Genomic DNA, 13324 nt, shown 5'->3' on the forward strand with positions numbered 1-13324 from the left:
AAAGTGTGGACATGATAGAGTTAAAATTCTTTTTAAAAGAAGAACTAGACGAAATAAAAATAGTGAATAAGCAACACATTGATATAATAAATGATTTTTTTTCAAATTCAAAAAAAATAAATAGATAAAGGAGAATTACTTATGCAAGTATATTTAGATAATGCAGCAACAACAAACTTAAGAAAAGAAGTTTTAGAAAAAATTACAGAAATATATGAAAAAACTTATGCTAACCCCTCATCTGTTCATAGTTTTGGTAGAGAAAGTAGAGCTCTTTTAGAAAATGCAAGAAACAGAGTAGCTAAAAATCTAAATATATTAGCTAAAGATATTATTTTTACTTCAGGAGCTACTGAATCAAACAATTTAGCTATAAGAGGGATTGTAAATGCTAAAGGTAAAGATAAAGAAATAATATGCTCTAGTATAGAACATTCAAGTATATTAAATCTTGTAAAACAATTAGAATTAGAGGGGTATATAGTAAAATATATAAGAGTAAATGAAAACGGAATAATTGATTTAGAGCATTTAAAAAGCTTAATTAATGAAAATACTGGATTAATAACTGTTATGGCTGTAAATAATGAAATAGGTTCAATTCAACCAATAGAGAAAATTTCTGATATGATTAAGGGTAAAAACATACATTTTCATGTAGATGCTGTTCAAATGATAGGGAAAAAAGAATTAAAACCTTATGAATTAGGTATAGATAGTATGAGTATTTCGTTTCATAAACTATATGGACCAAAAGGTGTTGGTGTTTTATATATTAAAGATAATATAGAAATAAAAAAAGCCTTTTATGGAGGAGAGCAAGAAAGAAATAAAAGACCGGGTACTGAAAACTTGCATTCAATATTATTAGCTGATATTGCCTTAGACTATGCTATAAATAATATGGAAAAAGAAAGCAAGTATGTAAAAGAATTAATGGACTATTTAGTAGATAATATTAAGGATTTAGAAAATATTAAGATACACGGAGAAAATAGAATAGATAACATATTAAATATCTCAATTAAGGGTAAAAATATACAAATGCTACTACCAATACTAGATATGAGAGGTATTTATGTTAGTGGCGGAAGTGCTTGTATGTCAGGAAGCGTTAGTGGTTCATATGTATTAAAAAATATGGGACTTAGTGAAGATGAGGTAATGTCATCTATAAGAATAAGTTTAGGAATACACAACACAAAAGAAGAAATTGATTATTTAATTAGTGTTATTAAAGGAATATGATAAGAGATAGAGGGTTTTATCTCTTTTTTATTTTTAATAAAAAAACCGTACCTAATTAAAAGTACGGTTAAAAATATTAGAGGTTATATCTTGCTTATATCAACTGAACCATAAGGACGGATAGAAACCTTATAGCATTTATCATCAATATAATTTTCAATATAATTAATGTAATTATCACTGTCTTTTTTCTCTAAGACTACCATTATAACTCCAGCGAATCCACCTCCGTGAACTCTTGTGGCTGCATTTAATTTATTATCGTGTATATACATTTCTGTTAAGTTAAGTGCTATTGGAATTGGTTGTTCTTCAGGTTTTTTAGCAACATAAACATTTTGTAAATATCTAAATGAAGATAATCCAGATTCACGAACAACTTCTAAGAATTTATCATAGTTTTCATTTTTTAAGGCAGGTATTAATTCATCAACTTTTTCATTTTCGTTAAAGAAATGGAACGCTCTTAAAATTGCACGATCAGATAAATTTTTTCTTAATTCCTTAAAGTTATCCATTATATATTTTTTATCTATGTATCTTAATTCCTTAGAAGCTATACTTTTCATTTCACTAGGGATGCTTGAATACTCCTCTCCTAAATCTTCATGACTTCCTCCAGTTGGAACTAGTACTATATCGTATAAATCTTCTAGTTTAGAAGAATTTAATTTTTCTAATGTTGGATTTTTAATGTCTTTAAAATCAATAGCTATCATACCACCATGACTACAAGCTATTTGATCTAAAAGACCAGATTTTTTATCCCAATAGAAGTTTTCTGAATATTGTCCAGCTTTAGCAAGACTTACTATATCTAATTTAGAATCATTATAGAATGAATTTAATATAGTAGTTATAAGCATTTCAAATGAAGCTGATGAGCTTACTCCGCTAGAAGGGATAACATCAGAAGTTACAACTATATTTGCCCCTCCAATTTTACCGATATTGCTTACACCTTTTAATATTCCTTTAATTAAAAGAGTAGACCATGAATCAGACTCTTTTTTTTCTAAATCATTGATGTCTATTATATATTCTTCTTTAAAATCAAGGCTTTTTAGCTTAAATAAGTTAGAATCCTCTTTTGTAGCAACTGCTATTGTATCTAAATCAATACTAGCACAAACAACTTTACCAAAATTATGGTCAGTATGGTTTCCTATTATTTCTGTTCTACCAGAAGAAGAAAATAGCTCGTATTCTTCTGTATCTTTGTATGTCTTTTTAAATTCTTTTATTAAATCCTCAAATCTTTTGATTTTTCCTTCATTATTTTTATATAGTTTTTTTACTTGTTCTAAATATCTCATATCAAAAGTCCTCCTTTAATATATTTTATTATGTAAAAATAAAAAAGCAAAAAAATAAAGTATAAAAATGAGTGAGTTTTTTAACTCAGTTTAGTAAAACTTACTAGAAGTCTTAAAAATAAAGAAAAAATTTAATTAACTCAAAAGTTTATTTAAACTTTCATTAACTGAAAATGCAATTAATTCTAGATTAAGTAAAAAAAAAATAATTAACAAAATAATTGTTGTTGGTTAATTAAGTATTTTGTGGTATACTATATTAAAATATTAGATAATTATACAAAATTTTGTTATAGGTTAAAAAAGTACAAAAAAAAATTAAGAAAAAAAATTGAAATGTAAAAAAATAAAGTTAAAATGTATTAGGTAGGAAAAATTATGACAGAAAATGAGTATAAGGTGCTTGATTTAATTCTTCATAATGAAGATATAACAAGTGTAGAGCTTTCAGAAAAGTTAAAAGTATCTAAAGTTGCAATATTTAAAATTCTAGAAAAACTAGAGAAAAATAACTATATTGAATTTAGAGATGAGGTTAAGCCTGTTAAAATAGGAAGACCTAGAAAACTTATGGCAATAAAAAAAAATAGAAATATAATAATTGGTGTTAATTTTGGTGCTGATTTTATAGAAATATCTGTTTGGAATATTGATAGAAGTTTAATTGAAACAAATATAAGACATAATAAGAGTAAGATTAATGATTCTGTATTACAACTTATTATAGATGGCCTTGATAGTATTTTAGAAAAATATAAAGAGTACAGTGTTGTTGCTGTTGGAATATCACTACACGGAATAGTTGATAGTGATAAAAAGATATCGATTTTCTCTCCACATTTTAAGTGGGAAAATTACGAAATAGGACAAATACTAGAAAAAAGATATAAAATACCCGTTATGATAGATAATGATGTTAGATCTATGCTAAATGCTGAAATAAAAAATGGAGTAGCAATAGGTAAAAAAAATCTTTTATACATCTATATGAAAAATGGAATTGGATCATCTTATATGATAAATGGGAAAATTTTTGAAGGAGATAATAACTCAGCTGGAGAAATTGGACATTATATTGTAAATTATAATTCAAAGTACACTTGTAAATGTGGAAAAAAAGGCTGCCTTGAAACAGAGTTTTCTGAAAATTCAATAAAATTAATTATCCAAAATGAATATGAGGAAAAAGGCTTAAGCTATAATCCAAACATAAATGCAAAAAAAATATATGACATGGCATTAGATGGTGATGAGATTATAGTAGACACCGTAAAAAAAATATCCTACAACTTTGGAATAGTTATTGGAAATATATTAAATATATTAGATATAGAAAATATAGTAATAAGCGGAGATATTCTTCATGCTAAAAATATATTTATAGACTCATTTAAACTAGGAATTGAAAAGAGTTTAAATAAAAAATTTCAACAAACTTACCAGGTATATGAAACAACTTTTGGTGATGATGCTCCAAAATACGGTGCACTATCATTAGTAACAAACAACTTATTTGCTAATTTAAAATTAATTAAATAAATATTATTAGGAGGAATTATGAAAAAATTTTTATCAGTCGTAGCTTTAGGTATGGCAATTATTTCATGTGGATCTAAAAAAGAAGAAGGTCCAAAAAAAGTAAGAATAGGTGTTACTATTTACAAATTTGATGATAACTTTATGTCAACTTTAAGAGATGATTTAAAAGTATTCGCAGAACAAAACGGTGGAGTAGAATTATTCTTAAATGATTCACAAAACCAACAAGGTATACAAAATGACCAAATAGACACTATGATTTCAAAAGGTGTAGACGTTTTAGCTATAAACTTAGTTGACCCACAAGCAGGAGCAACAGTTGTTCAAAAAGCTAAAAACGCAAATATACCTATCGTATTATTCAATAAAGATCCAGGATTTGAAGTATTAAATAGTTATGATAAAGCATACTATGTAGGAAATAACCCTGAAGAATCAGGAGTATTCCAAGGAGAAACTGCTGTTAAACAATGGATGGCAGATCCTTCATTAGATAAAAATGGTGATGGAATAATTCAATATGCTATGTTAAAAGGAGAACCAGGACACCCAGATGCAGAAGCAAGAACATTATTCTCAATTAAAACAATAAATGAAAAAGGAATAAAAACAGAAAAATTATTTGAAGATACAGGAATGTGGGATGCTGCATTAGCTAAAGATAAAGTAGATGCATGGTTATCTTCACCTAAAGGACAAACAATAGAAATGATTTTAGCTAACAATGACGGAATGGCATTAGGAGCAATAGAAGCAACTAAAGCACACAATATTAAATTACCTATCTATGGAGTAGATGCTATACAAGAAGCATTATTAAAAATAGAAAATGGTGAATTAGCAGGAACTGTATTAAACGATGGTACAAACCAAGCAAAAGCAGTTTTAGATTTATCATTAAACTTAGCTAATAAAAAAGGTCCTATACAAGATACTAACTGGAAATTAGATAAAAAAGCAGTAAGAGTACCTTATGTAGGTGTAGATAAAGACAACTTAAGTAAGTTTAAAAAATAATTAAACCATTTATAGAAAGCTATCTCTTAAAAGTGGGATAGCTTTTTAAAAAAATAAGGAGTTAAAATATGTCAGAATATGTATTAGAAATGGAAAATATTTCTAAAGAATTTCCAGGAGTTAAAGCATTAGATAGCGTACAGTTAAAAATTAGACCTGGTAGTGTTCATGCACTAATGGGAGAAAATGGTGCTGGTAAGTCAACACTTATGAAATGTTTATTTGGAATATATATTAAGGATACTGGTACTATAAAATTAGAAGGAAATGAAGTAGCATTTAAAAATTCAAAAGATGCCCTAGAAAACGGAGTTTCTATGGTTCACCAAGAATTAAATCAAGTCGTTCAAAGAAATGTAATGGATAACATTTGGCTTGGAAGATATCCACTAAAAAATGGGCTAGTAAATGAAAAGAAAATGTATAATGATACTTTAGAAATCTTTAAAGAACTAGATATCAAAATAGATCCAAGAGAAAAAGTACACAAACTAAGTGTTTCACAAATGCAAATGTTAGAAATTGCAAAAGCAGTTTCATATAATTCAAAAGTTTTAATTTTAGATGAACCAACATCTTCATTAACAGAAAATGAAGTTGGGCATTTATTCAAGATAGTAAAAAAACTACAAAGTAAAAATATAGGGATAGTATATATTTCACATAAAATGGAAGAAATAAAGACAATTTGTGATGAAATAACAATATTAAGAGATGGAAAATGGATAGATACAAGAAAAGTATCTGATTTAAGTACAGATGATATTATAAACTTAATGGTAGGTCGTGAACTTACAAGTAGATTCCCTAAAAAAGATAATGAACCAAAAGATGTTATATTAGAAGTTAATAATATAAATTCTAAGTTCTTAAAAGATATTAATTTTTCACTAAAAAAAGGGGAAATACTAGGTATTGCTGGTTTAGTTGGAGCTAAAAGAACTGAATTAGTTGAAACAATATTTGGTATATTACCTAAAGATACTGGAGAAGTAATATTACATGGAGAAAAAATAGAAATTAAAGAGCCAAAAGATGCTATTAAAAATGGTATTGCGCTGATTACAGAAGATAGAAGAAAAACAGGTATATTTTCAATGCTTAGTGTACAATTTAATTCAATTTTAGCAAATGTTAAGTCATATAAAAATAAATTTGGATTATTAGATAATAGCACAACAACTAAAGATACGGCTTGGGTAATAGATAGTATGAAAGTTAAAACTCCATCACAAAAAACTAATATTGGAAGCTTATCTGGTGGAAACCAACAAAAAGTAATTATAGGAAGATGGCTATTAACAAACCCAGAAGTTCTACTTATGGATGAACCAACAAGAGGAATAGATGTTGGGGCTAAATTTGAGATATATCAACTTATGATAAATCTAGCTAAACAAGATAAAGGTGTAGTTATGATATCATCTGAAATGCCAGAATTATTAGGTGTTACAGATAGAATTATAGTTATGAGTAATGGTAGAATAGCAGGTATAGTAGATACTAACAATACTTCACAAGAAGAAATTTTAAGATTAACAGCTAAGTATTTGTAGGAGGATAAAATGAATAATAAGAAAATAAAACAAATGCTATTAGACAGTGGTATATATATAGTTTTAGCATTATTAATACTTTCGATAATAGTTAAAGAACCAACGTTTTTAGCATTACATAATTTAAAAAATATTTTAATGCAATCATCAGTTAGAATGATATTAGCCTTAGGGGTTGCAGGTATAATAGTAACACAAGGTACTGACTTATCAGCAGGTAGACAAGTAGGTCTTGGTGCAGTTATAGCAGGATCATTATTACAAAAAACAGGGGTAACAACAAAGGTATATCCTAATTTAGAAACATTAAATCCGTTATTAGTTATTTTAATAGTAGTTGTAATAGGAGCTTTAGTTGGATTTTTCAATGGTATTATAGTTGCTAAGTTAAATGTTGTTCCATTTGTTACAACTATGGGTACTATGACAATAGTTTATGGTATAAATTCACTATATTATGAATATATAGGAAATAGACCAGTTGCTTCATTTGATCAATCTTACACAGATGTTGTTGGATTTATAAACCTAGGAGGAATTGGTATACCTAAATTAATAATATATGCTTTAATTTCAATAGTATTTATGTGGGTATTATGGAATAAAACAGTATTTGGTAAAAACTTATTTGCTGTTGGTGGAAACCCAGAAGCAGCTACAGTTTCAGGAGTTAATGTAGTAACTACATTAGTATTAGTTTATGTATTATCAGGAATGATGTACGGTGTAGGTGGATTTTTAGAAGCTGCCCGTGTAGGATCTGTTACTAATAATATGGGATTCATGTATGAAATGGATGCTATTGGAGCCTGTGTTATAGGAGGAGTATCATTTAGTGGTGGGGTTGGTAAAATCTCAGGAGTAGTTTTAGGTGTTATTATATTCACAGTTATTAACTACGGTTTAACATATATAGGAGTAAATCCTTACTGGCAATATATAATAAAAGGGTTAATAATAATCTTTGCAGTAACAATAGATATGTTAAAATATAAAAAAGGAAGATAGAAATGATAACAGAGTTTAATTTAGGAAACGAAGTAAAAAGATTTATCTTAAAAAAAGATAATAATTTTGAAGTACATATATTAAACTACGGTTGTATCATAGAAAGAATTATATATAAAGGTCAGAATATGGTTTTATCATATTCTGACTTTAACTTATATAAGAATAATTCTTCATTTGCAGGTGCAATCGTTGGTAGAAGTTCAGGAAGAATGAAAGATCATAAATATGTATTAAATGGAAAAGAATATATTTTAGATTTAACAGAAGAAGATAGAAATACAAATTTACATGGTGGTAGCGAAGGGTACTCTAATAAAATATTTGATTCTAAAATAGAAGGGAATAAATTAATACTAACTTATGTTGATGATAATAAGATATATGAAAATAAAGCATATATTAAAGCAACATACTATTTAGATGAAAACTTAGATAGACTAAATGTCATATATGAAGCAAATACTGAAAAAGATGGATATATAAACATGACAAATCATAGCTATTTTAATCTAGGTAATGAAGAAGATATTAAAAATCATGAAATAGAACTTAATGCTAATTATTACTGGGATTTAGAAAAAAACATGACCCCATTAAAAAGAACTAATGTAGAAAATACAATATTTGATTTTAGAAAATCTAAAAACTTATTAGAATCTACAAACGAAGTACATGAACAATTTGATATTACATATTATTATGACCACCCATTTGAATTAAATAAGGAAAAAGAGTATGATTTAATCTTAAGAAATACTAAAAATAATATAAGTATGGAACTTAGAACAAATCAAAAATGTGTTGTAATGTATACAGGAAACTTTTTACATCAAGTACCTACTTTTTCAGGGTATAGTGAAAACAAAAGATTCCAAGGTGTTGCATTAGAACCACAAAACTTACCAAATGGTATAAATATATCAAAAGATTATTATGAAATAACAAACAAAGAAAATCCATACATAGAAAAGATTTCATATACATTTAAAGGGGGTAATATATAATGAAAAATGTTTTAGTTATAGGTGGAGCAGGGTATATTGGATCTCATGTAGTTAAATTATTAAGCGAGACTAAAAATTTTAAACCAGTAATATATGATAATTTAAGTAAAGGTCATAAAGAGGTTAGCGAAATATTAAATGTACCTTTAATTGTAGGTGATTTAGGTGATAAAGACCTATTAAAAAAAGTATTTGAAGAATACAAAATAGATGTTGTAATGCACTTTGCTGCATTTATAGAAGTTGGAGAATCTGTGTCAAATCCAGGGAAATATTATGAAAATAATGTAGGAAAGGTGATAAATTTACTAAATCAAATGAACGAATCAAACATTAAAAACTTTGTATTTAGTAGTACAGCTGCAACTTTTGGAGAACCTAAAGAAGAAAAAATAAATGAATTACATCCACAAAACCCAATAAATCCTTATGGTATGAGTAAGTTAATGGTAGAAAAAATATTAGCTGACTTTGATAAGGCATATGACTTTAAAAGTGTAATATTAAGATACTTTAACGCAGCAGGTGCTGATATGGATGGATTATTAGGGGAATCTCATAGTCCAGAATCACACTTAATACCTTTAGTTTTAAGTGCTGCAAGTCATAAAAGAGATAATATTAAAATATTTGGAACAGACTATGAAACGTTTGATGGAACTTGTATAAGAGACTACATACATGTTTATGACCTAGCTAAGGCTCATATATTAGCTATGGAAAAGATGATAGAAGAAAATACCTCACTTAACTATAACCTAGGGAATGGAACAGGATATTCAGTAAGAGAAATAATAGAAACTGTAAAAAAAGTTTCAAATGAAGAATTTAAGGTTGTAGAAACAGATAGAAGAGCAGGAGACCCAGCTATATTAATAGCAGATCCAGAAAAGATAAATAAAGAAACTACTTATAAGGCAGAATATTCACTAGAGGATATAGTTAAAAGTGCATGGACATGGGAAAATAATAAAAAATATTAAGGATAAAAAGATGATAGATATAAATTATGAAATACAAAAATTAATTGAATACAGTATATACAATAATCTTATAACAAAAGAAGATGAGATATTTATTAGAAACCAGATATTAGAAGTAATAGGATTAGATGACTTTGTAGAACAAAAAGTAGATATAAATGAAATAAAGGATTTAGAATTTCCTTGTGAAATTCTAGATAGAATAACTAAATATGCAGCTGAAAATAACTTATTAAAAGAAAATATATTAGTTTATGAAGATATTTTAAATGCAACTATTATGGGTAGAATAATAAATAGACCGAGTATTATAAGAAAAGAGTTTTGGGAAAAATATAGACAAAATAAAGAACTAGCAACAGAGTATTTTTATGATTTATCAAGAAAATCAAACTATATTAGAACAGATAGAATAGCTAAGAATATTTCATATAAATATGAAACAAAATACGGAGAATTAGATATAACAATAAATTTATCTAAACCAGAAAAAGATCCAAAAGAAATTGCTTTAGCTAGAAATCAAAAAAGTTCTTCATATCCTAAAAACCTTTTAACAAAAGAAAATGAAGGTTATTATGGAAGAATAAATCATCCAGCAAGAGCAAATCATAGAATAATAGAACTAGAGTTAAATAATGAACCTTGGTTTTTCCAATACTCACCATATAGCTACTATAATGAACACTCAATAGTATTTAGTGGTGAAATAAGACCAATGAAAATAGATAGATCAAGTTTTGTAAAACTTCTTGATTTTGTTACAGTATTTCCACATTACTTTATAGGATCTAATGCAGATTTACCTATAGTTGGTGGATCAATATTATCTCACGACCATTTCCAAGCAGGAAGATATACTTTTGCTATGGAAACAGCTTTAAAAACATTTGTTAGAAAAATAAAAGATGTTGAAGTAAGTGTAGTTAAGTGGCCTATGAGTGTTATTAGATTAAATTCAACTAATAAAGATAATATGATAGATTTAGCTAGTGAAATATTGGATAAATGGATAATGTATAGCCAAAATGGTATAGTATCACATACTGATGGTGTAAGACATAATACAATAACACCAATAGCTAGACAAAAAGATGGTGTGTATGAACTTGATTTAGTTTTAAGAAATAACTTAACAAGTGATGAGTATCCATTAGGAATTTATCATCCACACAGTGAATATCATAATATAAAAAAAGAAAATATAGGTTTAATTGAGGTAATGGGACTAGCGGTTCTACCAAGTAGATTAAAAGATGAAATGCATAAACTAGATACTATCATTAAATCATCAACAAATCTTAATGAAATACTTAATAAAATAGATGAAGACAATGACTTATTAAAACATAAAGAATGGATACAAAGATATGTAAATGATGAAAATATTAAAATCTCAAATGTTTATGACTTTGTAGGCGATACATTCTCACATGTTTTAGAAGATTGTTCTGTATTAAATGAAGATAAGATAAAAGAGTTTATTGAAAGATTATAATTTTAAATAGCATACAGTTTGACAATGTCTATTCTGCTATGCTATTTTTTATATATACAATAATTGAAAGGGGAAATGATTTTGGAAAATCAACAATTAACAACAAAAAAGTTCATATTTAAAGTATTAAATGGACTTAGTCTAGGGATAGTGGTAAGCTTAATACCTAATGCTTTATTAGGAGAATTATCGAAAGCACTAATACCTACAATGCCTGTATTTAAAACAGTTCTTATAATAACAGCGTTAGCTGTAAGCTTACTTCCTGTAGCTATTGGGATAGGGGTTTCTATGGAATTTAAATTAACTCCAATACAAACAGCATCAGTAGCTATAGCTACATTAGTAGGATCTGGTGTAGCTAGATTTCATGAGGGAGCTTTTTTATTTAAAGGTACAGGAGATGTGGTAAATGCATGGTTAACTGTATCAATAGCTGTATTAATAGTACTAATTTTAGGAAATAAACTAAAAGCATACACAATATTAGTTATACCAGCAGTTGTAATAGTAATAGCTGGAGGAATAGGAATATTTACATTGCCGTATGTACAAAAAATAACAGAAGCTATAGGAATATTTGTATTACAAGTAACAACATTACAACCACTAATAATGGGGGCATTACTTGCTGTGATTTTTGCGATATTAATAGTATCACCAATTTCAACAGTAGGAATTGCTATTGCAATATCATTAAGTGGAATAGGATCAGGAGCAGCTAACTTAGGAATAACATCAACAGCAATTGCTTTTGCAATAGCGGGTATGAAGTCTAACTCATTAGGAGTATTTGTAGCTCACTTAATGGGATCGCCTAAAATGCAACTAGCTAACTTTATAAAAAAACCAATAATGATGGCACCAGCAGTTTGTACTGCATTTATAGTTGGTATATTTGGAGCAATATTAAATATAAATGGAACAGCATTTAGTGCTGGATTTGGGATATCTGGTTTAATAGGTCCAGTAAATGCATTAAACTTAGCAAAAGGTGGATGGACAAATATAAATATGTTAAAAGTATTATTTGTCTTTGTAATATTACCATTTATTTTAGCTATAATATTTGATTATGTATTTAAAAAAGTTTTAAAAATAACAAGTGATGATGATTATAAATTAAATTTCAACTAGAAAGAGGTAGTAGAAATGAGAATAAAAGTTTTTGCAGCAAGGCCAGATGAATTTGAAGCTTTTTCTAAATATGAGAAGAAATATGGACATGAATTATCATTAGAAAGTGTTTCATTAAAACCAGAGACAGTACATCTAGCAAAAGGTTACGAAGGTGTAGCATTTCTAGGTAATTGTACAGTAAATAGAGAAGTTTTAAAAAAATTAAGTGAATATAATATAAAGTATATAGCAAGTAGATCAGCTGGAGTTAATAATATAGACTTTTCGGCAGCTAATGAATTTGGTATTAAAGTATCTAATGTATCAGCATACTCACCAAACTCAGTTTCTGAATTTGCTGTACTATCAGCGCTTTCTTTACTTAGAAATTTACCCAAATCTCTAAAAAGGTCTAATATAAATGATTATTCATTACCAGGACTTATAGGAAGAGAAATGAGAAATCAAACTGTCGGAATAATAGGGACTGGAAATATAGGGATAATGGCAGCTAAAGCATATAAAGGATTTGGCGCAAAAGTCATAGCTTATGATTTGTATCCAAAAGAAAATATAGATGATTTATTAACATATCATAGCTTAGATTATGTTTTAAAAAATTCTGACATAATATCACTACACTGTCCTTTAACAGAAGCGAATCATTATATGATAAATAAGGAAAGTATAAAAAACATGAAAGATAATGTTGTAATAATAAATACAGCAAGAGGCGGACTTATAAATACACGTGATTTAATAGATGGTATTTATGATGGTAAAATATTAGCTGCAGCATTAGATGTTTATGAAAATGAAGTGGGTATTTTACATGTAGATCATAAGAATAAAATGATAAAAGATAGTTTATTTAATGAATTAAAATCGCTATCAAATGTAATTGTAACACCACACTATGCCTTTTATACTGATGAAGCAGTATCTAATATGGTTGAATACTCATTAGATAGTCTAAAACAATTTGAAAAAACTAAAAAAAGTTCGTATCAAGTTAATAAATAAAAAAAATAGT

General features: G+C 27.3%; 12 protein-coding genes. 11 read left to right on the top strand and 1 reads right to left on the bottom strand.

Translation table 11 applies throughout. From position 1 onward, the window contains the following. Positions 1-5 precede the first annotated feature (5 nt). A complete protein-coding gene (locus OMES3154_RS06575) occupies positions 6-128 on the top strand; it encodes a hypothetical protein (protein WP_269432396.1) in 123 nt (40 codons plus the stop codon). 13 nt (positions 129-141) lie between these two features. Continuing rightward, complete coding sequence (locus OMES3154_RS00490) at positions 142-1248, top strand: cysteine desulfurase family protein (RefSeq protein WP_156682895.1); 1107 nt, start codon at positions 142-144, stop codon at positions 1246-1248. 83 nt (positions 1249-1331) lie between these two features. On the opposite strand, the gene OMES3154_RS00495 is transcribed toward OMES3154_RS00490, so the two are convergent. After that, positions 1332-2564, bottom strand: a complete 1233-nt coding sequence (locus OMES3154_RS00495) for a galactokinase (RefSeq protein WP_156682896.1) — start codon at positions 2562-2564, stop codon at positions 1332-1334. A 378-nt stretch (positions 2565-2942) separates the two neighbouring features. Here OMES3154_RS00495 and OMES3154_RS00500 point away from each other — a divergent pair, with 378 nt between their 5' ends. The 9 genes from OMES3154_RS00500 (at position 2943) to OMES3154_RS00540 (ending at position 13314) form a co-directional block, all read left to right on the top strand. Beyond that, complete coding sequence (locus OMES3154_RS00500; RefSeq protein WP_156682897.1) at positions 2943-4103, top strand: ROK family transcriptional regulator; 1161 nt, start codon at positions 2943-2945, stop codon at positions 4101-4103. A gap of 18 nt (positions 4104-4121) precedes the next feature. Further along, positions 4122-5120, top strand: a complete 999-nt coding sequence (gene mglB, locus OMES3154_RS00505; protein ID WP_156682898.1) for a galactose/glucose ABC transporter substrate-binding protein MglB — start codon at positions 4122-4124, stop codon at positions 5118-5120. 68 nt (positions 5121-5188) lie between these two features. Continuing rightward, positions 5189-6676, top strand: coding sequence for a galactose/methyl galactoside ABC transporter ATP-binding protein MglA (mglA, locus tag OMES3154_RS00510; RefSeq protein ID WP_156682899.1), 1488 nt, complete (start codon positions 5189-5191; stop codon positions 6674-6676). 9 nt (positions 6677-6685) lie between these two features. Then, the gene (mglC, locus tag OMES3154_RS00515; RefSeq protein WP_156682900.1) at positions 6686-7684 is read left to right on the top strand and encodes a galactose/methyl galactoside ABC transporter permease MglC; all 999 of its coding nucleotides are present in this window, start codon (positions 6686-6688) and stop codon (positions 7682-7684) included. Positions 7685-7686: 2 nt separating this feature from the next. After that, positions 7687-8691 (top strand): aldose epimerase family protein, encoded by a 1005-nt coding sequence (locus OMES3154_RS00520; protein ID WP_156682901.1) that lies wholly within the window; start codon positions 7687-7689, stop codon positions 8689-8691. Then, complete coding sequence (galE, locus tag OMES3154_RS00525) at positions 8691-9674, top strand: UDP-glucose 4-epimerase GalE (RefSeq protein ID WP_156682902.1); 984 nt, start codon at positions 8691-8693, stop codon at positions 9672-9674. The genes OMES3154_RS00520 and galE overlap by 1 nt, the downstream gene beginning before the upstream one ends. 10 nt (positions 9675-9684) lie before the next feature. Next, positions 9685-11172, top strand: coding sequence for a UDP-glucose--hexose-1-phosphate uridylyltransferase (locus OMES3154_RS00530; RefSeq protein ID WP_231679234.1), 1488 nt, complete (start codon positions 9685-9687; stop codon positions 11170-11172). Between the two features lie 81 nt (positions 11173-11253). Continuing rightward, positions 11254-12309 carry a PTS transporter subunit IIC gene (locus tag OMES3154_RS00535; RefSeq protein WP_231679235.1) on the top strand — a complete coding sequence of 352 codons (1056 nt, stop codon included), beginning with the start codon at positions 11254-11256 and terminating at the stop codon, positions 12307-12309. A 15-nt stretch (positions 12310-12324) separates the two neighbouring features. After that, the gene (locus OMES3154_RS00540; RefSeq protein WP_156682904.1) at positions 12325-13314 is read left to right on the top strand and encodes an NAD(P)-dependent oxidoreductase; all 990 of its coding nucleotides are present in this window, start codon (positions 12325-12327) and stop codon (positions 13312-13314) included. Positions 13315-13324: the final 10 nt, after the last annotated feature.

The organism is Oceanivirga miroungae (assembly GCF_902505095.1).
Classification (GTDB): Bacteria; Fusobacteriota; Fusobacteriia; order Fusobacteriales; family Leptotrichiaceae; genus Oceanivirga; species Oceanivirga miroungae.